Source organism: Hymenobacter crusticola (assembly GCF_002154225.1).
In the GTDB taxonomy this organism is placed as follows: Bacteria; Bacteroidota; Bacteroidia; order Cytophagales; family Hymenobacteraceae; genus Hymenobacter; species Hymenobacter crusticola.
In genome coordinates this window covers 224647-247551 of sequence record NZ_MTSE01000003.1, presented here as the reverse complement: position 1 = coordinate 247551, position 22905 = coordinate 224647, and the positions used below count along the sequence as shown (strand labels likewise).

The 22905-nt window shown below is 55.3% G+C and carries 22 protein-coding genes; 11 read left to right on the top strand and 11 right to left on the bottom strand.

The window, feature by feature from the left end; all coding sequences use genetic code 11:
* The first annotated feature begins 163 nt into the window (after positions 1–163).
* Positions 164–2974 carry a M16 family metallopeptidase gene (locus BXP70_RS07405; RefSeq protein WP_086593400.1) on the top strand — a complete coding sequence of 937 codons (2811 nt, stop codon included), beginning with the start codon at positions 164–166 and terminating at the stop codon, positions 2972–2974.
* Between the two features lie 113 nt (positions 2975–3087).
* On the opposite strand, the gene BXP70_RS07400 is transcribed toward BXP70_RS07405, so the two are convergent.
* A complete protein-coding gene (locus BXP70_RS07400) occupies positions 3088–3528 on the bottom strand; it encodes a YybH family protein (RefSeq protein ID WP_317044461.1) in 441 nt (146 codons plus the stop codon).
* 22 nt (positions 3529–3550) lie between these two features.
* Positions 3551–4297, bottom strand: a complete 747-nt coding sequence (gene mtgA, locus BXP70_RS07395; RefSeq protein WP_245849551.1) for a monofunctional biosynthetic peptidoglycan transglycosylase — start codon at positions 4295–4297, stop codon at positions 3551–3553.
* A gap of 129 nt (positions 4298–4426) precedes the next feature.
* Here mtgA and BXP70_RS07390 point away from each other — a divergent pair, with 129 nt between their 5' ends.
* Together BXP70_RS07390 and BXP70_RS07385 are read left to right on the top strand one after the other, a co-directional pair.
* Positions 4427–5062 carry an LON peptidase substrate-binding domain-containing protein gene (locus tag BXP70_RS07390; RefSeq protein ID WP_086593398.1) on the top strand — a complete coding sequence of 212 codons (636 nt, stop codon included), beginning with the start codon at positions 4427–4429 and terminating at the stop codon, positions 5060–5062.
* 129 nt (positions 5063–5191) lie between these two features.
* Positions 5192–6412, top strand: coding sequence for a metallophosphoesterase (locus tag BXP70_RS07385; protein ID WP_245849550.1), 1221 nt, complete (start codon positions 5192–5194; stop codon positions 6410–6412).
* On the opposite strand, the gene BXP70_RS07380 is transcribed toward BXP70_RS07385, so the two are convergent.
* Positions 6354–7271 carry a diacylglycerol/lipid kinase family protein gene (locus BXP70_RS07380; protein WP_179197618.1) on the bottom strand — a complete coding sequence of 306 codons (918 nt, stop codon included), beginning with the start codon at positions 7269–7271 and terminating at the stop codon, positions 6354–6356. The genes BXP70_RS07385 and BXP70_RS07380 overlap by 59 nt on opposite strands.
* 117 nt (positions 7272–7388) lie before the next feature.
* Entirely contained in the window at positions 7389–8198 is an 810-nt protein-coding gene (locus BXP70_RS07375; RefSeq protein WP_086593396.1) for a M48 family metallopeptidase, read from the bottom strand.
* A 195-nt stretch (positions 8199–8393) separates the two neighbouring features.
* Between BXP70_RS07375 and BXP70_RS07370 the strand changes: the two genes are divergently transcribed.
* Both BXP70_RS07370 and BXP70_RS07365 read left to right on the top strand, forming a co-directional pair.
* Positions 8394–8588, top strand: a complete 195-nt coding sequence (locus BXP70_RS07370) for a hypothetical protein (RefSeq protein ID WP_086593395.1) — start codon at positions 8394–8396, stop codon at positions 8586–8588.
* Positions 8589–8836: 248 nt separating this feature from the next.
* Positions 8837–9163, top strand: a complete 327-nt coding sequence (locus tag BXP70_RS07365; protein WP_086593394.1) for a DMT family transporter — start codon at positions 8837–8839, stop codon at positions 9161–9163.
* Here BXP70_RS07365 and BXP70_RS07360 read toward each other — a convergent pair.
* Positions 9160–9789 (bottom strand): Crp/Fnr family transcriptional regulator, encoded by a 630-nt coding sequence (locus BXP70_RS07360; RefSeq protein ID WP_179197617.1) that lies wholly within the window; start codon positions 9787–9789, stop codon positions 9160–9162. The genes BXP70_RS07365 and BXP70_RS07360 overlap by 4 nt on opposite strands.
* Positions 9790–9793: 4 nt before the next feature.
* On the opposite strand from BXP70_RS07360, the gene BXP70_RS07355 reads away from it, so the two are divergent.
* A complete protein-coding gene (locus BXP70_RS07355) occupies positions 9794–10324 on the top strand; it encodes a GNAT family N-acetyltransferase (RefSeq protein WP_086593392.1) in 531 nt (176 codons plus the stop codon).
* Between the two features lie 138 nt (positions 10325–10462).
* Here the strand turns inward: BXP70_RS07355 and BXP70_RS07350 are convergent, their stop codons facing one another.
* Positions 10463–11278 carry a murein L,D-transpeptidase catalytic domain family protein gene (locus BXP70_RS07350; protein ID WP_218779756.1) on the bottom strand — a complete coding sequence of 272 codons (816 nt, stop codon included), beginning with the start codon at positions 11276–11278 and terminating at the stop codon, positions 10463–10465.
* 148 nt (positions 11279–11426) lie between these two features.
* Here BXP70_RS07350 and BXP70_RS07345 point away from each other — a divergent pair, with 148 nt between their 5' ends.
* The gene (locus tag BXP70_RS07345; RefSeq protein ID WP_143436404.1) at positions 11427–11837 is read left to right on the top strand and encodes a hypothetical protein; all 411 of its coding nucleotides are present in this window, start codon (positions 11427–11429) and stop codon (positions 11835–11837) included.
* 93 nt (positions 11838–11930) lie between these two features.
* On the opposite strand, the gene BXP70_RS07340 is transcribed toward BXP70_RS07345, so the two are convergent.
* Together BXP70_RS07340 and BXP70_RS07335 are read right to left on the bottom strand one after the other, a co-directional pair.
* Positions 11931–12332, bottom strand: coding sequence for a hypothetical protein (locus tag BXP70_RS07340; RefSeq protein WP_086593390.1), 402 nt, complete (start codon positions 12330–12332; stop codon positions 11931–11933).
* A 256-nt stretch (positions 12333–12588) separates the two neighbouring features.
* Positions 12589–13059 carry a DUF4199 domain-containing protein gene (locus tag BXP70_RS07335; protein WP_086593389.1) on the bottom strand — a complete coding sequence of 157 codons (471 nt, stop codon included), beginning with the start codon at positions 13057–13059 and terminating at the stop codon, positions 12589–12591.
* Positions 13060–13426: 367 nt separating this feature from the next.
* Between BXP70_RS07335 and BXP70_RS07330 the strand changes: the two genes are divergently transcribed.
* Both BXP70_RS07330 and BXP70_RS07325 read left to right on the top strand, forming a co-directional pair.
* On the top strand, positions 13427–15049 hold the full coding sequence (locus tag BXP70_RS07330) for an ABC-F family ATP-binding cassette domain-containing protein (RefSeq protein ID WP_086593388.1): 1623 nt from the start codon (positions 13427–13429) through the stop codon (positions 15047–15049).
* A 17-nt stretch (positions 15050–15066) separates the two neighbouring features.
* Positions 15067–15924: a hypothetical protein gene (locus BXP70_RS07325; protein ID WP_143436403.1), complete on the top strand. Its 858-nt coding sequence runs from the start codon at positions 15067–15069 to the stop codon at positions 15922–15924.
* 114 nt (positions 15925–16038) lie between these two features.
* Here BXP70_RS07325 and BXP70_RS29400 read toward each other — a convergent pair whose 3' ends face one another.
* Positions 16039–16206 (bottom strand): lmo0937 family membrane protein, encoded by a 168-nt coding sequence (locus BXP70_RS29400; RefSeq protein ID WP_143436402.1) that lies wholly within the window; start codon positions 16204–16206, stop codon positions 16039–16041.
* Positions 16207–16555: 349 nt separating this feature from the next.
* Here BXP70_RS29400 and BXP70_RS07320 point away from each other — a divergent pair, with 349 nt between their 5' ends.
* Positions 16556–17446 carry a 3-hydroxyacyl-CoA dehydrogenase family protein gene (locus tag BXP70_RS07320; protein WP_086593386.1) on the top strand — a complete coding sequence of 297 codons (891 nt, stop codon included), beginning with the start codon at positions 16556–16558 and terminating at the stop codon, positions 17444–17446.
* Between the two features lie 247 nt (positions 17447–17693).
* Positions 17694–18242, top strand: a complete 549-nt coding sequence (gene msrA, locus BXP70_RS07315) for a peptide-methionine (S)-S-oxide reductase MsrA (protein ID WP_086593385.1) — start codon at positions 17694–17696, stop codon at positions 18240–18242.
* Positions 18243–18350: 108 nt separating this feature from the next.
* Here the strand turns inward: msrA and BXP70_RS07310 are convergent, their stop codons facing one another.
* Both BXP70_RS07310 and BXP70_RS07305 read right to left on the bottom strand, forming a co-directional pair.
* On the bottom strand, positions 18351–21464 hold the full coding sequence (locus BXP70_RS07310; RefSeq protein WP_086593384.1) for an efflux RND transporter permease subunit: 3114 nt from the start codon (positions 21462–21464) through the stop codon (positions 18351–18353).
* Positions 21465–21697: 233 nt separating this feature from the next.
* Positions 21698–22861, bottom strand: coding sequence for an efflux RND transporter periplasmic adaptor subunit (locus tag BXP70_RS07305; protein ID WP_086593383.1), 1164 nt, complete (start codon positions 22859–22861; stop codon positions 21698–21700).
* Between the last annotated feature and the right edge of the window lie 44 nt (positions 22862–22905).

The window sequence follows — 22905 nt, the reverse complement described above, 5'->3', positions numbered from 1 at the left end:
TCCTAGCGGGCCGCGTGGCTTATAGGCCTTGGCATTATAAAAACACCCTTTGTATAATCTTAAAGCAAGAAATTATCAGCATCATAATTCCCCTAACCAATTGTATTCTAGCGAATAGTTATTATCTATAACGTACCAATTCATCTAAAATAAATATCTTTTTATGCAAAGCTTTATTGCCTCTATCCGGCCGTGGTGCATAGCCTCTTTTCTGCTCGCCACGGGCTTCTCTCCTACGTATGCGCAAGGCCAATTGCCGGCGGGCGTTACGAAGGTAACTTCCGTGGAAGGCATCACGGAATATCAGCTCAACAATGGGTTGCGAGTGCTGCTCTTTCCGGATGCATCGAAGCCCACGATGACCGTGAATGTCACGTATTTGGTAGGGTCGCGGCACGAAGGCTATGGGGAAACCGGCATGGCGCACTTGCTGGAGCACATGGTATTCAAGGGCTCGACCAACCACAAGAACATCACGCAGGAACTAACTGAGCACGGGGCCCGCCCCAACGGCACCACTTGGTACGACCGCACCAATTACTTCGAGACGTTCTCGGCAACCGACGAGAATCTTAACTGGGCCCTCAGCCTGGAATCCGACCGGATGGTGAACAGCTTCATCAGTAAAACGGACCTAGCCACGGAGTTTTCGGTAGTTCGCAACGAGTTCGAAATGGGTGAGAACTCCCCGCAGAGCGTGCTGATGGAACGGGTGCTCTCTTCTGCGTATTTGTGGCATAACTACGGCAAATCAACCATCGGCTCGAAAGAAGATATCGAGCGCGTACCGATTGACAACCTGCAAGCTTTCTACAAGCGTTTCTACCAGCCCGACAACGCTGTGCTCGTTGTGGCGGGCAAAATTGATGAGCCGAAAACGCTGAAACTCATTAGCCAATACTTCGGGGCTATTCCGAAGCCAACCCGTCAGCTTTCTGCCTCCTACACAACCGAGCCAACCCAGGACGGCGAACGAAGCGTAACACTACGACGCGTGGGCGATACGCAAGGCCTAGCCGTAGCCTACCACACGCCGGCCGGCCCGCACCCCGACTACGCAACCCTCGACGTGCTCATGGATGTGTTGACCAACGAGCCCTCGGGCCGCCTGTACAAGGCGCTCGTCGACAAGAAGAAGGTGGCGTACACGTATGGTTGGACGCCCGCTTTACACGACCCTGGCTTTGCGTTCTTTTACGCGGAGGTGCGCAAAGAACAGTCGCTAGACTCGGCCCGCACGGCCATGCTTGGCACCCTAGATGCTGTGACGCGCCAAGCCCCCACGCCTGAAGAGGTAGAACGCGCCAAAACCAAGCTTTTGAGCGGGATTGACATGATGTTCAAGAACACGGAGCGCGTGGGCTTAGACCTAAGTGAATGGATTGCGGCCGGCGACTGGCGCCTGGTGTTTCTGTACCGTGATAACATCCGCAAGGTAAAACCCGCTGATGTGCAGCGCGTTGCTGGGGCCTACCTAAAACCTTCAAACCGCACGGTCGGGCTTTTCATCCCGGATCAGAAGCCTGAGCGGGCCGAGATTCCCGCCACGCCGGATGTGGCAGCGCTGGTCAAAAACTACAAGGGAGAAAAAGTAGTGGCGGCGGGCGAAGCCTTCGATGTATCGCCGGCCAACATTGAGGCGCGCACGAAGCGGGAGCAGGAAAAAGATATTAAGTACGCCACCCTGACCAAGAGCACCCGTGGCAACAGCGTGAACGTGCAACTCACCCTGCGCTATGGCGACGAGAAAAGCTTAACTAACAAGCCAGTAGTAGCTAGCATGACTGCTTCCATGCTGGAGCGCGGCACCAAAACGCGCTCTTATCAGCAGATCAAGGACGAGCTAGACAAGCTGAAGTCGCGCGCTTACGTGTACGGCGGCACCCAAACAGCCTCAGTGGTCGTGGAAACGGCCAAGGAAAACCTGCCGGCGGTGATGAAAGTGGTAACCGATTACCTCAAGAATCCGTCGTTCCCCGAAGCAGAGTTTAATAAGCTGAAGGAAGAACGTCTGGCGGGTCTGGAATCGCAAAAGCAAGAGCCCCAAGCCATTGCCTTCAACACTAGTCAGCGGCTGCTCAACCCACATCCGAAAGGCCACCCACTCTATGTGATGACCTTCGACGAAGAGATTGAAGCCCTCAAAGCGCTAACGCTAAACGAGGTAAAGCAATTCTACAAGGATTTCTACGGGGCCGACCATGCAACCCTAGCCGTAGTCGGCGCCAGCGACGAAGCCACCGTGCGCACGCTCGTCAAGAACGACTTTGCCAAGTGGAAAGCTAGCAAGCCTTACACGCGCATTGCCCGCACGTACCAAGACATCAAGTCGGGTAACCAAGCGGTGCAAACCAGCGATAAAGCCAACGCCGTGTACGTGGCGGGGCTCAACCTGCCCATGCGCGACGATGACCCTGACTACCCGGCGCTCGTGCTGGGCAACTACCTGTTTGGTGGCGGTTTCCTGAACTCGCGGCTCGCTACGCGGGTGCGGCAAAAGGAAGGCATCAGCTACGGCATTGCCTCAATGGTAGGGGCCGACCCGCGCGACAAGCTAGCTTCGTACACCGTTTACGCCATTTATAACCCCGAAAACAAGGACCGGCTGAACAAGGCTATTCAGGAAGAATTTGCCCGCATGACGAAGGAAGGCTTTTCGGCCGACGAAGTGAAAGCGGCCAAAAGTGGTTACTTGCAAAACCGGTCCGTGTCGCGCGCGCAAGATAACGTACTGTCGAGCCGCTTAGACACTTACCTGGATTTGAACCGCACGTTTGCCTGGGATGCCGAATTTGAAAAGAAGGTGCAGGCCCTAACTCCCGAGCAAGTGAACAACGCCGTGAAGAAATACCTTGATTATAATAAACTTGTATTCGTGGAAGCCGGCGACTTCGAAAAAGCGGCTAAAAAGAAAGCCGAACCCAAAACGGCGGAGCCCGCCTCTTACCAAGCCACAGCCCCGAAAAAGCCCTAGGGTTGGTCCTGCTTCGCAACTACAAACGAAAGAGCTTCCGCCTTGGCGGAAGCTCTTTCGTTTGTAACCTAGGTAGGTGGCCTGAGAGTGCCCCCATTTTTCCGGCGGCGCAGCTAGCTTGAATGATCAGCTATAATCACCCAGCGGCCTTCTATCCGGCGGAACACCAGCAGGAAATGACCTTCTAAGTCGCCGGCGGTAGGGCGCGTGAGGTGCCAGCGGCCAACCACCTGCGCGACTTCAGCGCCGAGCGGCGTGATGTGCAGGTTGGAAAACGCAAGCTGCCCCATCGCCGAAGCATCGGGGTAGTTACGCCGGTAGTTGTCGAGGGTGGGCTGCCAGCCGTAGGTGAGGCCGCGCTTGCCGATGAACACCAGCGAGTCGGAGTGCCAGTAGCCCTGCATGAAGCCCGTGACGTCGCCGCGGTTCCATGCCGCAGTTTGCGTCGCTAGCACCTGGTTGATGGCTTGCCGGCTCGCTGCTGAGCGCTGGGCTTGGACACTGGTAGCGAACAGCACCAGACTGATAACAAGTACACCTAGCTTCATGCGCATGTGGAAAAGGAAAAAGGGTTGGTTATTCGGCTACTAGCTCTCGCACGTAGGCGGTACCACCTAGCCGCCGCATGTTGCGCAGCACGCGCTGCTGCTTGGCCCGCGCCACAGGCCCTGGATTGCTGGCGCGGAAGCGCAGCGGGTTGGGCAGCACACCGGCGAGCAACGCCGCTTCGGCGGGCGTGATGCGGTCGGCAGATTTATGAAAGTAGCGCTGGGCCGCTGCCTCTACCCCAAAGGTGCAATCGCCCATTTCGGCTACGCTCAGGTACATTTCCATGATGCGGCGTTTGTTCCAAAGCAATTCGATGAGCACGGTGAAGTAGGCTTCGGCTGCTTTACGAATGTAGCTGCGCCCCTGCCACAGAAATACGTTTTTGGCTACTTGCTGCGAAATGGTGCTGCCGCCACGCAGCTTTTTACCCCCATTCAGGTTGTATTTGGCTGCCTCCAAGAGCGCGTTGCCATCGAAGCCGTGGTGGAGGAGAAAGCGCTGGTCTTCGGCCGCAATGAGGGCGAGCGGCACCTGGGGAGCTACTTCATCTAGGCGCCGAAAGCGGTAACGGATACGCCGGTCGTCCTCCTGAATACCGTAGTAGCCTTTGCCAACGGGCGCGTGGGCGCGGCGCTCCAGCATCAGGAACGTAGCCGGCGGCGACACCCACCGGTAGATCAAGACCCAGGCAATAGAAGTCAGAAACAATGCTGCCACCACTTGCAGGAGGATGCGCTGGGCAAGCTGCCAATACCGTTTAAAATCTGTTGACACTGCGAAGGAAACGAACCGTAGAAAGCGAGCCACCATGGGCTCGTGGGCAAAAGTAGCAGATTTGCTTCCGCCACTTGAGCACTGTACAGCTTTTTGCGGTACTTTTCCTGCGTCTTCTTCTCACTTATCATGCCCCGCACCCTCGCCCTGTTCCCGCTCAACCTCGTCGTTTTTCCTGGCGAAAAGCTTAACCTGCACATCTTCGAGCCCCGCTACCGTCAACTCGTGCGCGACTGCATTGAGACTGGTATCACGTTCGGGATTCCGCCCTACATCAATGAGAATGTGAGTGAGCTAGGAACGGAGGTACGCCTACTGAACGTGGAAAAAACCTACCCCAACGGCGAAATGGATATTCGCACCCAGGGAGTGAGCGTGTTCCGGATTCGCGACTTTTACCGGCAGGCACCCGGCAAGCTGTACGCAGCTGCCCGCATCGAAGAAATTACCGACGATACCACCGAAGATGCCTTGCTTAAGCCGCGCATCACGGAATACGTGCGCCAGCTCTACGAAGCCTTAGGCTTGCGGCGGCTCTTCCTCGACCTAGCTCCTAACTACCGGATTTATGAAATTGCCCACCACCTAGGTTTCACCCAGGAGCAAGAGTACCAGCTTCTAGCGGCGACAAGCGAAAGTGAGCGGCAAGAGATTGTACTAGAGCACTTGGAAAGCATTCTGCCGGTGGTAGTAGAAACGGAGCGCCTGAAGGAACGCGTCCGTCTGAATGGCCACTTCAAAAACCTAACACCTCCTAATTTTTAAGAGCTAGCCCAGGGGCTCTCCGAAGAATTAGGCAAGTTGATAGCAGTGTTGGCGGCAGCTTCGTATAAGAGGTAAAAGCCTACTGCGTTGCCTAGCTATCTTTTTTATTTACTGCTACTTCCCTTCGGGGTGCTGGTACTGTGGCTCGCGTACAACTACGCGCAGGAGCGGCGCTACCGGCGTCAGCCATACGTGGCACCTAGCCTGCGCGACTGGGCAGACCGCCACCCCGCTCCCAACCTAGCCCTGCGCCACCGCATTGCGTTGGTGGGCGACCTAGGTGCCGTGGCTACTAATGGCACTGATCCTGTGCTCAACCTTTTGCAAGCCTGGCTTCGGGAAGCCGACGCGGCCAGTACCGTCGTGCTGCTCGGTGATAATGTGTACCCAACGGGGTTGCCTGCCGAAGATGCTCCCGGCCGAGCTGCGGCCGAACACCGCCTAAACGTTCAGCTGGATACGCTACGCAATTACGCTGGCCGCATCGTTTACCTGAGCGGCAACCATGACTGGAACAAAGGTCGCCGCGACGGTTATCAGTACTTGCTGCGACAAGAAGCGTATGTACGCCAGCATCTGCCTACTGCTCACTACCTACCCCCAAATGGTTGCCCTGGCCCTGTCACGCTACAACTCGCTGACAACCTGCTACTAGTGGTGCTCAATACGCAGTGGTGGGTGCAACACGGGCCTCGCCCCCTCGGTGACCTGCACGGTTGCACCGCCTCCGATTCGAAAACGCCGTTCCAGCAGTTGCACAAGATCCTGGAGCAGAACCGCCACCAACAGATTGTGGTAGCAGGGCATCATCCGCTGTACTCCAACGCCCTGCACGGGGGCAAGTTCACGGCTAAGCAGCACGTTTTTCCGCTCACTACGGTCTACAAGAAAGCCTACGTTCCGCTGCCAATTATTGGCTCGCTGTTGCCGCTCTACCGCAAAGTGGTCGGCGCCGAAGAGGATATGGCCCACCCCCGCTACCGCAAAATGCGGCGACGACTTTTAAAGGTGCTGCAGCAGTTTCCGAACATTATCTATGCGGCTGGCCACGACCATAACTTGCAGTATTTTCACTACAAAAATGGTCATTATCTAGTGAGTGGCTCAGGCAGCAAAACGGCCTTTGTGCAGAAAGGCGGCCGCGCCACCTTCATCCACGAACACAAAGGCTTTTTCGGGCTCGACTTTTACCAAAACGGGGAAGTGTGGCTACGCACCCTAGAACCAACGGATGCTACCACCCCGAGCCCCGAAGTATTTCGCCAACAGCTCGTTGGGGCAGCTGCTACCACTACTGTTCCTCCGGCTGTGGCACGGGCGTCAGCACCCGCAGGCTCCGCGGATGTATAACGACGTCGATAGGCGTAGGTAGCTCAATGGGTTCCCCGTCAACCTGTGCGAGTACCTGCTGTTGCCCCGGCACCGAGATGCTCGCGCGCCGACAACGCATGCGGCGCGTGTACGCGGAGGCATCGAACGCATTGGTATACAACTGGTACAAAATACCGATTCCGGCCGTTACCGGAAATGGCTCGATGAGGCAAACTTCGAACTCGCCGTCATCCAAGTCACTATCGGGGTTGATTACCACATTGCTGCCGAAGGTGTTTGCATTGGCAATGGTCAGCATAAAGGCCGGGCCTTCGTACGTTTCGCGGTCGGTTTCGATACGATAGGTGCACGGCTCGTAGTTCATGTATTCCTGCATGGCAATACGGATGTACGCGCCCGGCCCGCGGGTGTCACCGCTGCAAAACCGCTCCACGACCAGCGCATTGAAACCTAGGTCGGCGAGGTGGGCGGAGAAGTGCCCACCCACTTCCATTGTATCAATTTCGCGTACCTGGTAGTCCCAAATCAGTTGGCGTGCCTCCTCCAACTCTTGCGGAATACCTAGGTCCTTCGAAAGGCCATTACCCGAACCTAGGGGCAGTATCCCCAACAACAGGTCGTTGTCGAGTAAGGCCTCGGCGACGAGCTTCACGGTGCCGTCACCGCCCGCCGCAAATACCGCATCATAGGTCTGCTCGGCCAGATGAGTGCGCAGCTTGTGCAGGTCGTCTTCGCCAGTCGTGTGGAAGAAAGCAGCTGAGCGGCCCCGCTCCGTGCAAAAAGCAGTGAGCTGGTCTTCTAGGTCGCCTTTATCGATGTCGCCCGAAACGGGGTTTAACACGAAAAGCAGTCGGCGCAAAATGGTATTTTGGGGCATACTGGTGCTAGTGAAAATAATGAGCGTACGCTAGGTAAGCTAGCTCGTCAGATTAAACGCAACGTGGCCGAAAGTTTCTCCCGGCCACGTGCATTCTTTTCTTTCTAATCGTCTGGTTTACTGCTTTAGTCCTGCTGGCACGCCGCCAGGATAATCGGCAGCAATTTCTCTCTGCAGCTCCTGGATGCGGTTGCCTGGATTGGGGTGCGTGCTCAGGAATTCGGGGGTTCGGCCGCTGCCTCCTTCCCGCTGCAACACTTCCATTACTTTAATCATAGACCGTGGATCGTAGCCAGCCGGCACCGTGAAGTCGACGGCTAGCTTATCGGCTTCTAGCTCGTCTTGCCGGCCGTAGCGTAGGTTGAGCAACTTAGCGACCATTGCGGCTACCGCGGCGTTAGCTATCGTGCCGGGCCGGTCGGGGTCGTAGCTGGCAATAGCGGCGGCCCCCGTCAGGCCTTGCGTGAGCTGCGACTTAGCAACTTGCTCGGCGGAATGCCGGCCTACTACGTGTCCAATTTCGTGCGCCAGTACGCCGGCCACTTCCCCTTCCGAGCTTAGCTTTTTGAGCAGCCCTGCCGTGATAAACACTTGCCCACCTGGTAGAGCGAAGGCGTTGATCGTGTTTTCATCGGCTAGCAAGTGAAACTGAAATTTGTAGGGCGTCTGGCCCGCTTTGGTGCTTTGCACCACTTTTTGCCCGATGCGCTCTACGGCTGCGCCAGCGGCTTTGTCGGGATGAATACCGCCGTATTGCTGAGCCATTTCGGGCGCCGCCTGCAAGCCCAGTGCAATTTCTTGGGTGGGCGACATAGAGACGTGCTGCACTTCACCGGTCACTTCATTTTTGGAGCGGTTGCAGTAATAGGTGGCGAAAGAGAAGGCGGCCATCACCAACGCAATCAAATAGCGAAGATTTCCTCTCATGGTAAAAGAGACATTAAAATGGGGAACAGGGAGAGACAAAACAGCTTGTATAGGGCTGTCGGGCTTGTAACGCGCCTCCGCAAGTAGGGTTGCCTTGCATTTAAGGCAGCCAAAATATGAAAGTTCACGTATTAGACTTAGTTAATATTACACCTACCCTCTCCCCTTTCTCTTCTCCAACTCAACTCCTTCATCATGAATCAGAAACGCACCTTCGGTTCTTTACTCACCCTTCTCGGCATCCTTGGCATTATCTACGGCGCGCTCGGCTTTATGCAAATCGCCGGCCTAGGTCTGAGCAAGATGAACTCGCTCGTCCCCTTTGCCGTGGGCCTGATTTTCTTCTTTGCTGGCATCAACCTCGTCAAGACTACCAGCGACCGAGCCTAGCCTCTAGCCAAGCTCGACGGCTTCGGGCCCGCACTGTTGGCGCGTGCACATCTTGGTCAGTCAACCTACTTCCTGCCTTGCAGCTCAACCAGCTTCGGTCCGGTGGATCGAAGCTGGTTTTATGCTCGCTCTGCTCTTCATTTTCAACAGTCTACCTGCACTAGCCAAGCTTCATCACTTTTTAACATTGGTAAAAAGAAACGCCAGGCTAGCCCCCGACCTTTGCCGCTGTACATTTCTGTTTTGCTATGCATTGGTTGTTTTTAGTACTGGCTGGGTTAGCCGAAGTTGGCTTTGCCTTCTGCTTAGGGAAGGCCAAATTGGCTACTGACTCGCAGGCAGTGTGGTGGTACGTGGCCTTCGTAAGCTTCGCCGCGTTGAGCTTTTATCTACTCAACCTCAGCTTGGTGCAAGTGCCACTGGGCACCGCATACGCGGTCTGGACGGGCATTGGGGCGGCTGGTGCCGCCGTAGTAGGCGTCTTGGCCTTTGGCGACCCGCTAACCGGACCGCGCTTGTTCTTCCTAATTACCCTAATTGGCTCCGTCTTAGGCTTAAAGGCTGTTTCCCATTAGGTGGCTTGCCCTTTTTTCAACTGTGCGCGCACGCGGCTTAAGGTGACCTGGGTAATACCTAGGTAAGAGGCAATGTGCCCCAGCGGCACCCGTTGCAGTAGATGCGGACTCTGCAACAGCAGGTCGGCGTAGCGCTCTGCGGCGGTGCGAAACTGACGGGCTATGAGCTGTTGCTCGGTTTGTAGCCACACCCGCTCTACCATAGCTCGTCCCCAATTAGCTAGGTGCACATCCGTTTGATACAGCTGCCGGAGTGCGTGCATATTAAGGCGAAACAGGCCGCTATCTTCCAGCAGTTCGATGATTTCATAGCTCACAGCTTGCTCAGTGTAGCTGCGTATCGAGACGATTACGGCGCCTTCGTCGGAAAACCAAAAGGTAACTTCCCGATCTGCTCGCTGGGCGTAAGCGCGGGCAAGGCCATGCTGCAACACGTAAATGTGCTGGGCTACTTGATCGTCCCGGAACAGGCGGGTGCCCTTCGGCAATTCTATGTACTCCGCCAAAGCCAAGATCTTCGCCAGCGAGGTACCTGGCAGCGGATACGTGGTTTGTAGAATGTCAGTTAAGGTCATACGCAGGTGTACTGTAGCAGCAGCTTCCTTAATCACAATAATAGTTCGCATAACGATGGAACCCGTCATCACCCGCAAAGTCGGTCCGCAAGACGTAGCTCAGCTGCAACAGATTGGCCGACAGACCTTTTTTGAAACGTTTGCCGCCAGCAACTCTGAGGAGAACATGCGTACCTATTTGGCCGAAGGGTTTTCTGCCGAAAAGCTGCTGACCGAGCTGCAAAATCCCAATTCGGTCTTCTACTTCGCCGAACTAAACAACGCTGTTATTGGGTACCTGAAAGTAAACACTGGGTCGGCCCAAACGGAGCGACAAGAAGGCAACGCGCTGGAAATTGAGCGGATTTACGTGCTACAAGCTTATCACGGCCAGAAAGTCGCACAAGCATTATATGACCAGGCAATGCAGCTAGCCACAGCCGCCCAGGCTGATTATGTGTGGCTAGGAGTGTGGGAGGAGAATCCGCGCGCAATCCGCTTCTATCAGAAAAACGGTTTTATCGCGTTCGACCAGCACGTATTCAAGCTAGGTGATGATGAGCAAACTGACATCCTGATGAAAAAGCCTTTAGCAGAGCGCTTGTAGCGTTTCGAACGGTGAATCTAGGCTACTAGCTAGGTCCAACGAGCCCAAACGTTACGCAAGTCACCAAAAAACAAAACGCTCCGAGCTTTGGGCCGGAGCGTTTATAAGAACGTTGAGTGTACTTAACGAAGTCGTGCTTTAGCTCACGGGCATGCCCTTGCTGCGCGCGAAACCGAGCAACGCGCCGTCAAGCTGAAGCCAATCGGAGTTATAACCAGCATTGGCTGGCCCGTGAATATAGATAGCGCTGCCCCCTTTAATGACCTTGATTATCTCGGAACTGAGGTTGGTAGGCAAAGCTGGGCAGCCTTGGCTCCGGCCGAGGCGGCCGTGCTGCTGCACAAAGGCTTCGCTTACATATTCGGCGCCGTGTACCACAATGGAGCGGTCGTGCGCGTTGGTATTATAGCTCGGATCAAGGCCGTGCAGCTTCAACGACAGGCCGTGCTTGCCCTGGTACGTGCGGCCCGTACGGTAAAAACCTAGGCTGCTCATCTCGGAGCCCTCTACGTTGGAAAACTTCTCGGCAAACTCTTCGCCCGTGTTCTTACCATGCGCCACCAAGGTATTAAACAGCAGGTGCTGCCGCTGCAAGTCAATCACCCACAGGCGTTTCGTGCGGCTGGAGCGACTAAAATCAATGACCGTCAGCACTTGTTTATCAGCCGATACGGCTCCCTGGCGCTGCAAGCTATAGTACCCGAGCAACGCTTCCCGAAATACGGTGAGCGGCAGCCCCGTCGCTATCAAGTTTGCCTGTACGTACGTAAGTGCCGCGTTTTGCTCGAAAGCAGCTAGGTACATCGCACGGCGCGTAGCATCGGTGATAATGGGGACACCGGCTGCTTTAGGCGCCCGGTGCAGGGCAGCGGCGCTAGGAGCGGCACTCACTGGCAGCAAGAAGGTGCTGCAGAAAAGCAAGAAGCTGGCAATCGTAATCGGAGCTTTAGTCATTGGCTACAGGTAGGTCAACGGGGCAGTGAATGAGTCGAAAACGGTGTACCACAGGGGCGGCCATTACAAATCTAGTACTTTCGTCTTACTTACGCCCTAAAAAATCGCGTACCATTTCCTCAACGTCAGCGGCGGCTGACTCCCCCGTATGCTTGCTCGTCGTTCTTGTAGTTGCCTGCCACTTAGCCTTTTCCTCTCTGCCACGACGCTGCTTTTGGCGGCGTGCGGCCACTCTCTGCCTGATTTTCCCGACTTCGACGCGGCTACTTGGCGGCGCGATTCCTTTGGGTGTCAAAAGCAGCGGGCTCGCTTGCTACCTATTCTCGAAAAGCACCGCGCCGAGCTGTTTGGGGCCCGCACCAACGCTATTGATGCTTTCCTAGGCCGCCCCGATGGTGCCGAGCTCGACGAGCAAACCGAGAAGACTTATTTCTACTACATCGAGCCGGGGCCGCAGTGCGAGCGAGGGCACGCTCGTTCGGCTGCCAACAAGCTGCTAATTCACTTTGGCGCTACTGGCACAGTTACCGAGATTCGGTACGAGCGCCCTTTGAAGTAACCCAGGTTTTAGTGTCCCTTCTCGTCACGACAAAGCAAAAGGCGCTGCCGATAACTCGACAGCGCCTTTTGGTTGGGAGAGAGTACTGAGGGGCTAGCCTACCCCGTTTTCTTTGGAAGCGGTCTTGCTAGGCTTCGTGTCGCGCAAAAACTCGTCATGGTAAAGGCTCAACTGATTAGGGGTCAGAATGCGGCTGCACTCGGCTTCGTACTGACCTTCCAGCTCGTTGAGCTTTGCATTGCGCTTGATGATATCGGTATACTGCCACTCAATTTCCTCAATAGCAGTCAGTTTGGTCTGGTTTACCGCCCGGAGCTGCACGTATTGGCCTTCATTGAGGTGCAGTTTGTTGGCCATCTGCCGCGTTAGGGCGTCTACCGTTTCGGCGGGAGGTGCACTCGAAACCGCCCGTTCCGCACGCCAATCGTTCATTTGAGCTGCCGCCGAGCTTACCAAGGCAACTAGTAAAGCAAGAGTAAGAAAGAGCGCTTTCATGAAGGTGTGAACTAAGAGGGAATCAGTAGCTGTTGGCCGCACTGCTCAAAAACCAGGCAAAACTTGCCGTTCAGCTTTCTCGCGTGCTTTATATAATACAAACTTATATTACATATGTTTAATAAGCAAATAAGTACAGTGCTTTTTTACAGATTATATTCATACAATTTATAAATATATTCCACAAATAGCCTTTAGACGTAAAAAAGCCAGTTCTGAGGTAGAACTGGCTTTCAAGCATGCGGGAACGTGAAGCTTATTCGATGCCCTCGATGGGCTTATGGTCGGGGCTCTTGAAATATTGCATGGCCACCAATGAAATAATGACACCGCCGAGGGTACCCATTAGGATAATGGCCAGGAAAGCCATCAGGGCCGACAAATCGTAGCCAAACAAGTCACGCGCGTGGCTAAGATCTAGTAGGTTGGGCCGGATGGCACTCATAATAATAAAGAAGAACCCTAGCACGATGCTGGCCACCATAGCCGTAACTGCACCGGTGCCCATGCCCTGCAGGTAAGCGAGCCGGCCATCTTTCGAACGCTTGAAGTTGGCAATGGCCATTGCAATACCGGCCGAGATAATAACCAGGTTGAAGCCGCCTGCTTCGAGCCGGTCGAAGAAACCAGCAAAGACAGCAATCAGGGTGTACACGATCATCGCACCAGCGGTGAGAAGACCGTAGCGGAAACCATTTCTTTCGGGGGTAAGTTGAGCGTCGCTCATAGCAGATCAGGAAAAGTTTTGGTAGTGGATCAAAAGGAGCATGGCGGAACTGCCTTGCAACTATTCTGTGTTAGATAACACCCAGAGCAGCGGGCATTTCCACTTTGGTTTTTCTATACTCTTTTCTGCATGCTGATGTTGTCCAGGCTGACGTATTTTTTTGTGATGGCAGCACACAACCGCGCTTTTTGCAAAATCAAGCTCCTGAGAATGAGCCCTCAAGTTTTCTAAAAAGTTTGCTTTTCCTGGCTTTACTCGGCTCTGGTTAGCTGCCACCCATGGCATTTTGCGTATTTTTGCGCGCCACGACAGCTAGGTTCACTTCCTTATAACTAGTTGACATCTCGTTTCCCCGCATTTTTCTGCTATGATCAGCACCTCCAACGTGAGTCTGCGCTATGGTAAGCGCGTTTTGTTTGAAGACGTTACGATTAAATTTCTGCCCGGCAACGTGTACGGCCTCATCGGGGCCAACGGTGCCGGCAAGTCAACTTTCCTGAAGATTCTATCAGGTGAGATTGAAGCCAACACGGGTTCCGTGGATATGCCGAAGGGCGCTCGCCTTTCGGTTTTGAAGCAGAACCAGTTTGAGTACGACAACTACCCAGTGCTCCAGACCGTGATTATGGGCCATACGCGCCTGTGGAAGGTAATGGAGGAAAAGGACGCCATCTACGCCAAGCCCGATTTCTCGGACGCGGACGGTGAGCGGGCTGCGGAGCTAGAAGGCGAATTTGCTGACTTAGAGGGCTGGAATGCCGACTACGAAGCTGCTGAGCTGCTAAGTGGCCTAGGCATTGGCGAAGACAAGCACTACACTCTGATGGCCGACCTCGGTACCTCCGACAAGGTTCGGGTGCTGCTGGCGCAGGCCCTGTTTGGCAACCCCGACGTGCTGCTGCTCGACGAGCCTACCAACGGTCTCGACGCCGAAACCGTGTTGTGGTTGGAGAACTTCCTTGACTCGTTCCAAAACACGGTAATCGTGGTGAGCCACGACCGCCACTTCCTCGATGCGGTGTGTAACTACATGGCCGACCTCGATTTTTCGAAAATCACGATGTATCCCGGCAACTACTCGTTCTGGTACGAGTCGTCGCAGCTGGCTTTACGTCAGCGCCAGGAGGTCAACAAAAAGACTGAAGACAAGCGGAAAGAACTGGAAGAGTTTGTTCGCCGCTTCTCGGCCAACGCTTCTAAATCGAAGCAGGCTACTTCGCGCCAGAAGCTACTGCAAAAGCTGACGCTGGAGGAGATTAAGCCTTCGTCGCGCAAGTACCCATACATCGCCTTCAAGGCGGAGCGCGAAGCGGGCAACCAGTTGCTGACGGTGGAGAACCTAGCTGCCTCGGTAGATGGCCATCCTATCTTCCGCAATGTGTCGTTCTCGCTGGACAAAGGTGACAAAATAGCCATCGTAGGCCGCGACGACCGGGCTGCTTCCCTCCTCTTCGATATTCTGTTCGAGCAGATTAAAGCCGAGAAAGGCTCCTTTAAGTGGGGCACCACCATCACGCCTAGCTATTTCCCGAAGGAAAACTCTGAGTTCTTCGATACTGACCTGAACCTAGTAGATTGGCTGCGGCAGTACTCCACGGAAAAGGACGAAAGCTTTATTCGTGGCTTCCTAGGCCGGATGCTGTTTTCGGGCGAGGAGTCGCAGAAGAAGTCCAACGTGCTGAGTGGAGGTGAGAAAGTGCGCTGCATGCTTTCCAAGATGATGATGGAAGCCGGCAACGTGCTCGTGCTCGACGACCCGACGAACCACCTGGATCTAGAAAGCATCCAAGCGCTGAACAACTCACTTCGCGACTTTAGCGGCACGCTCATCTTCGCTTCACACGACTTGCAGTTTATTGACACTGTGGCGAATCGCATCATTGAGCTTACGCCGGAAGGCATCCTGGATCGACGGATGACGTACGAAGAATACCTAGCTGATGAGCAAATAAAAGCGCAACGCCAGCGCATGTACCAACTCGTGTCATAAGCACGTTGTAGCTGTCTATGAAACGTCTTCTTTCTGTGCTAGCCCTTGCGGGGGCTAGCCTGCTAGCAGCTCCGGGGGCGGCTCTAGCTCAAACGGACACTACCTCCACGAAGCCCCAATTAAATACGGCACCTCCCGGTGCCAAACCGCAGCTGAACACGGCGCCTCCGGGCAGCACGGCTCCTTCTTATCCTTCATACGAGAAAAAGGCGCCGCGTCCGGCCGTGCCCGTACCAGTTCCGCCGCCCATCGACGAGCCGCTGCCTTCGCAGCAAACGCGCCCCTCCAAAGACAACCCTTCGGGGTTGAGCTTTCCGAAAGGCACGTCTTCTGCTGAGCAACCGAAGCCAGTGTACAAATACTTTGTATACAGCAACTTTGGCTTGGGCTACAACAGCTACTACGGATACGGGCAGTTCAGCGCCAGCATTGCGCCGGCCATTGGCTACCGCGTCACTGATAAACTATCATTCGGGCCAGGCATTACGTACGCCTACAATAACTACTCGTACGCAGCTGGATACCTTGGTCCTAACTCGCCTAAGATCAACGGTGGCTTTAGTAACCTAGGCTTCAAGTTCTTTGGTCAGTACATGGTTTATAACCAGTTCTTTATCCATGCTGAGTATGAGGTAACCCAGGCCCAACTGCCGGTGGTAGATCAGAATGGTTTTCCTGTCTTGGATCAAAGAGGCAACCTCTTTAAATACAAGACCACCGTTTATACACCGCTGGCAGGTGTAGGCTACCGGCAGCAGTTCAGTGATCGAGCCGCCGCCGACATTGTACTCCTGTACAACTTCAACGACGGTTATCAGGATATTTATGGTCAGCCCGTCATTCGCTTTAGCTTCTTGTACAACCTAGGCAAATAGCCCTAGCCCTGTAGCAAAGGCACAAAAAAAGGAGCTACCCTTATGGGGTAGCTCCTTTTTGTTTTTCAGATAGTAGCATCAAACTGATGCATCAGCTTTGAGCAGAGGGCTAGGTTATACCGTGCCGCCGCGAATCAAGCGCAGCACAATAGCGATAATAGCCAGCACGAGTAGAATGTGGATTAGGTTGCCGCTGGCAATGCCAGTGCCTAATACGCCAAAGAAGCCCAGCGCCCAGATGATGATGAGAATGACGGCGATGATATACAGCAAATTACCCATGGTGTTTGGAAGTGTTTGATGATGGAAAGGGGGAGAGAAACCTTTCGCCTCATACCAAGTTGCTCCTCACAGAAGCGCTTAGTGCGACGATTTGATGGTTTGTACGCTACGGTATTTCAAAAGGATATAGTTGGATTAAATTATTATCGTTGTAAAGCCCTCTTTTCCTTTTAAAAACCCGTTTGCAGCTTATACAAGCCGTTTTTCGCGGATACGTTTTTTTATTGGCTTCGGATTTTGAGACCCTAATTTCGCACGTATCCGCAGACGAGTTTTCGTCTTAGCTTTGCTGCTAGTACCACCCCGCGCACGCAAGTGCGGCTATAGTTCCACCCAAATTTCTTCTCACATGTTTAACGTCGCCGTCATTGGCTCCGGTACCATGGGCAATGGTATTGCCCACGTTTTCGCGCAGCACGGCTTTCCCGTCGCCCTCATCGACATCAACCAGCCGGCCCTGGATAAGGCGCTCGGCACTATCGGCAAAAACCTCGACCGTCAAGTAACCAAAGGCAGCCTCACCGCCGACGATAAAGCCGCTACGCTCGGCCGCCTTACCCCCTACACCACCCTAGCCGACGGCGTGCGCAACGCACAACTGGTCGTGGAGGCCGCCACCGAGAATATTGACCTGAAGCTCAAGATCTTCCGCGACCTAGATCAGCACGCGCCCCAAGACGCCATCCTAGCTTCCAACACGTCCTCTATTTCTATCACGCAGATTGCGGCCGTTACGCAACGGCCGGCGCAAGTCATCGGCATGCACTTCATGAACCCGGTGCCGGTGATGCAGCTCGTGGAAGTCATTCGCGGCTACGCTACCTCCGACGCCGTGACGACCCAGGTGATGGACCTAGCCCGGCAGCTCAGCAAAACGCCGGTGGAGGTGAATGACTACCCCGGCTTCGTGGCCAACCGCATTCTGATGCCCATGATCAACGAGGCCATTTACACCTTGTTTGAGGGCGTGGCGGGCGTGGCCGAAATTGATACGGTGATGAAGCTAGGCATGGCTCATCCCATGGGCCCCTTGCAGCTCGCCGACTTCATCGGGCTAGACGTGTGTCTCGCTATTTTAAAAGTTTTACACGAAGGATTGGGCAACCCTAAATACGCACCCTGCCCTTTACTCGTAAATATGGTCGCGGCGGGTCGTTTGGGTGTGAAGTCAGGAGAAGGCTTCTACTCCTGGGGGCACGGCACGAAGGACTTGGTGCTGGCTGAGCGGTTCCGCAAGTAGTCGTTTGTTAGTCGGATGCTGACGCATCGGGCAGGCAAGCACCTTGGGGTTGATGATAAGAATCTGACGCCTCGAACCTTAGCCCGAATACCCGTTCATAGTTGAGCTTTTTAAACTTTTTCGCCTGAAATATCCTTGTATTCGTATGGTAAAGCTTTTAATGGCCATGCTGCTGACGCTCGGCCTTTCATCGGTCAGTTTCGCACAGGGTAAGGCTGTCACTAAACCTGTAACCTCAACTAAGAACATGGAATTAGCAACATTCGGTGCCGGCTGCTTCTGGTGCACAGAAGCCGTTTTTCAGGATCTAGAAGGCGTCGAGAAAGTAGAATCGGGCTACGCCGGTGGGCGCATCGCCAACCCTACGTATAAGGAAGTATGCTCGGGGCTCACGGGCCACGCCGAGGTGATCAACATCACTTACGACCCAAGCAAAATCAGCTTCGAGGAGTTGCTGGAAGTGTTCTGGAAAACCCACGACCCCACCACACTCAACCGCCAGGGCAACGACGTAGGTACTCAGTATCGCTCGGTAGTGTACTACCACAACGACGAGCAGAAACGCCTCACCGAGGAATATAAGAAGAAGCTCAACGACGCTCACGCTTTCCCGAACCCCGTTGTGACGGAAATCACCGCCGCTCCTACCTTCTACAAGGCCGAAAACTACCACCAGGACTACTATAACCTGAACGGCACCCAGCCTTACTGCCAGTTTGTAGTGAAGCCCAAAGTGGATAAAGTACGCGCCGTGTTTGGCGACAAGCTGAAAAAGTCGGCTACCGCAGCGAAGTAATCTGAACCACGGATTCGGTCGGATTTTTCGGATTCCACGGATTTTGTGGACGATTGAATAACAAAGAGGCCACCCGTTTGGGTGGCCTCTTTTGTTTAGGTTTGTTGGCTAGCTTTTTCGGGCGGCTAGCTTTTTATCGTGCCCGCGGTGGGTGGCCTCGAAGATGAGCGGGAAGATGAATAGCGTCAGGACGGTGGAGGTTACCAGGCCGCCGATGACGACGATGGCCAGGGGCTTTTGCGTTTGAGAGCCAATACCAGTGCTGAGGGCAGCCGGAAACAAGCCAATGGCGGCCATCATGGCGGTCATGAGCACGGGGCGAATCCGACTCGTGACGCCTTCGTAGATGGCCGTATCGAGTGGTAGCTTCTTGAGCAGGTTCTGTTTGAAGACGGTAATGAGAATTACGCCGTCCTGGATACAGATACCAAACAAAGCAATAAAGCCAATGCCCGCCGAAATGCTGAAGTTGGTGTCGGTGAGGAGTAGCGCCGCAATGCCGCCGGTGATGGCGAAGGGCACGTTCAGCAGTACCAGTCCGGCATCCTTCATATTACCGAACAGCACAAACAGAATAAAGAAAATCAGCAGGAGCGAGATGGGCACTACCTGCGCCAAGCGCTGGGTGGCACGCTGCTGGTTTTCGAAGTCGCCGGCCCAAGAGTAGGAATAGCCTCGGGGTAGCGGCACGGCCCCGTTTACCTTGGCCTGCGCTTCCTCGATGGTGCTGCCCATGTCGCGGCCGCGCACCGAGAACTTGACGGCAATAAAGCGCTCCGTGTTGTCGCGGAAGATGAGCGAAGGCCCGGTGAGCGTGCTGATGGTCGCAATTTCGCGCAGCGGGATCTTCGTATCATTCATCGTTGGCACCATCAGGCGGCCGATTTCCTCCTCGGTTTTGCGAAACTCGGGCAGGTAGCGCACCCGGATGCTGAAGCGCCGCTCGCCGTCGTAGAACTGCGAGGCCTCTTTCCCCCCAATGGCCATTTCGACCACGGCGTTGGCGTCGGCGGGGCTTACGCCGTAGCGGGCCATGCGCCGCTCGCTCAGGTCGATGCGCAACTCGGGCTGGCCCACGGCGTGCACAATACCTAGGTCGGCAATGCCTTCCACGGTGCTGAGCTCTTTGTACACGGCATCGGCTTTCTGCTCCAGAAAATTAAGGTCGTCGCCGAAGACTTTTACTGCAATGGAGCCCTTAACCCCCGATACAGCCTCCTCCACGTTATCCTGAATGGGCTGCGAGAAGTTGAACACCACACTTGGGAACACACTCAGCGCCCGCTGCATACTATCGATAAGGGCAGCGCGGTAAACCGGGTTCTTCATTTCCGGCGTGTGCTTGGTATCTACGTGAAACTCCACGTTGTAGAAGCCCGTCGGGTCGGTGCCGTCGTTGGGGCGCCCGGTTTGGCTCATCACCTGCTTTACTTGCCGAAACGAAAGCAGCTTTTCGCGCATTTGGTTGCTCATCGCCACCGATTTATCCAGCGAAATGCTCATGGGCAGCGAAGCACGCACGTAGAGCGAGCCTTCGTCGAGCTGGGGCAAAAATTCGGAACCTAACAATCGGAAGGCGCCGATGCCTACCACCAGCCACACGCCCGCCACCAGCAGGCTGATGGCCTTGTTGCGGTACACCCGGCGGAAAATGAACAACGAACCCCGCGTGACGAAATCCACGAAGTAGTTGTGCTTCTCGCGCACGTTCTTCTTCAGCATAATGCTGGCCAGCACCGGCACCAGCGTCAGCGTGAAAATCAGGGCGCCGAGCAGGGCAAAACCTAGGGTCCAGGCCAGCGGCGAGAACATTTTGCCTTCCACCTTCTCGAAGGAAAAAATGGGCAGCAAAGCGGTGATAATGATGAGCTTGGCGGTGAAAATGGTTTTACCCATCTCAGTGCCGGTCTTGCGAATGAGGCCTAGCTTGGCGAGCTTGTTGAACTTCTCCATGCCCACCTTGTGCGCCTTATGGTCGAGGGCGACAAAGAGCCCTTCCACCATCACCACGGCCCCGTCCACGATAATGCCGAAGTCGATAGCGCCCATACTTAGCAGGTTGGCACTCATCCCCTTCAGTCGCAGGCAGATAAAGGCAAACAGCAGCGCCAACGGAATCACCACCGACACGGTGAGGGTCGTACGCCAGTCGGCCATGAATAGGAACACGACCACCGTCACCAGCAGAATACCCTCCATCAGGTTGTGCAGCACGGTATCGGTGGCGAAGTTGATGAGCACTTCGCGGTCGTAGAACAGCTTGATCTTGACGTCGCCGGGCAGAATCTTTTCGTTGAGCTCGGTGATTTTGGTTTTGATCCGGGCAATGACCTCCGACGGGTTTTCGCCCTTGCGCATCACCACAATGCCTTCCACCACGTCGTTGTGGTGGTCGAGGCCCACCTGACCTAGGCGGGGCAGCGCCGACTCGTGCACCTCGGCCACGTTGCGCACCAGCAGCGGCGTGCCGTTGATGTTCTTGATGATGATGTTGCTGATGTCGTCGAGCTTGGTGAGCAGGCTGATGCCGCGCACCACGTAGGCCTCGCCGTTTTTCTCAATCACGTCGCCGCCCACGTTGATGTTGGAGCGCGACACGGCCTCGTACACGTCCAGGGGCGTGATGTCGTAGGCTTGCAGGCGCCGCGGGTTGATGCTCAGCTCGAAGCTCTTGACCTCGCCGCCGAAGCTGTTCACGTCGGCCACGCCGGCTACGGCTTTCAGACGGCGCTCAATTACCCAGTCCTGCAAGGTTTTCAGCTCGCGCACGTCGCGGGTTTTGCTCGTGAGCGTGTAGCGGAAGATTTCGCCGGTCGGGCCGTAGGGCGGCTGCACTTCGGGCTCGACGCCCTCGGGCAGGGCGGCGCCCGGTAGCAGGTTGTTCACCTGCACCCGGGCGTAGGCATCATCTACGTCGTCGTCGAAGATGACCTTCACCACCGACAGCCCAAAGAGCGTGGTGGAGCGGATGTTGTTCTTTTTCTGGGCCGGGTTGAGGGCTACCTCGATGGGCAAGGTGATGAACTTCTCAATCTCCTCAGCCGAGCGGCCCGGCCACTGCGTGATGATGGTCACCTGCGTGTTCGTTACGTCCGGAAACGCATCGATGGCCGTGTGCTTATAGCTGTACACACCCGCGATAATCGCCAGCCCCGTGCAGAAAAACACGAAGTAGCGGTTGCGCAGCGAGAAACCTAGGATACCTTGAATGAACTTATGCATATGTGAGGGCTAAACAGGGCGCCAGAACTGGAAAGCAAAGGCTATAGGGTGGCTTCCCTCCTAGTAGTGAGGAGGATAGCTGGGAGCCATGAAACTCGAGGGAGCGGCAAGCATTAGTGCCAGGAACCAGAAGCTGAGCTGAATAATGTGCTCCTTTCCTCCCTTCTCAAAAAGGAGCCTAGCTAGCTTCTGGCCCTGGACTTTGTATCAGGGTCTCCCGTAGGAGGCCTAGGCTATTTATTCAGCGCGTGGTAGAGCAGCAGCGGGTTGTTGCTCACGACCCGCTCACCGGGCTTCAGCCCCGTGCGGATGTAGGTGACGCCATTGGCGCTGGTACCGGGCGTCACGGGCCGGGTTTCGATGTTGTTGCGGTCGTGGAAGACCAAGATGAAATTGCGGCTGCGCTCAAACACCAGCGCCGACGAGGGCACGCTCAGCATCACCGAGTCGGTGAGGGACGTGACGGTCACGTTGGCAAACATCTCGGGCTTAAGCCGATTTTCGGGGTTCGCCAAACGAATGCGCACGCGCATAACTTTGCTTTCGGGGTCGAGGGCGCTGTAGGTGTTGTCAATTTTGCCTTGGTACACCTTGCCAGGAAAAGCGAGGGTGGTGATGGTGGCCGCTTGGCCGGGCTGCACGCGGGCAATGTCGTCTTCGAATACGCTAGCCGTCACCCACACCGATTTCAGGTCCGAGATGGTGAACATGGTTTGGTCGTTGTCGGGGCGGATAAGGGTGCGCGGGTTCACCGCTTTTTCCACCACAAAGCCCGCTTCGGGCGCTTTCACTTGGTAGCGAGCCGCATTACTGCCGCCGCGCGTGCCGTAGATGCTGCCCACTGCCCGGTTGCGCTGCACCTCAGCACGGGCTTTGAGCACTTCCTGCTTGGCTTCTTCATACTCGCGCTCCGATGCTAGGCCACCTTGGTAAAGCTCCTTGGTGCTGGCCAGCGCCCGCTCAGCCGTGGCCAGCGTCGCGTTGGCCGCCGCCGATTCGTTGCGGAAGCCAGCAATGTCGGAGCTTTCGAGTTCGGCCAGCACCTGCCCGGCTTGCACGTATTGGCCTAGGCCCGCGTTTACTTTCGTCACGATGCCGCTCACCAGCGGAAACACCTTGTTGACGTGCTCTTCATCGTAGGCAATTTTGCCGGTGAGCTTCAGCTCGTCGCGCACGGGTGCGCGGCGCACCGTATCCAGCTGAATGCGGTTTAGCAAGGAGTCGGTGAGCACAAACGACGGCTCTTTCACCACCACTTCTTGGGATGCCTCGTGGCAGCCGCTCAGGCCTAGGTTGAGGATGGCCAAGACGGCGCTCAGGCGGCCGACCGCAAGCCAGCGCCCAGCCAGGCAATTTATGGAGAATAGTGGTCGACGGCTAAAAGCAAATAACCACATAGAATGTATGGTTGAGGGTTAGAATAAAGGATGCGTAATGCTAC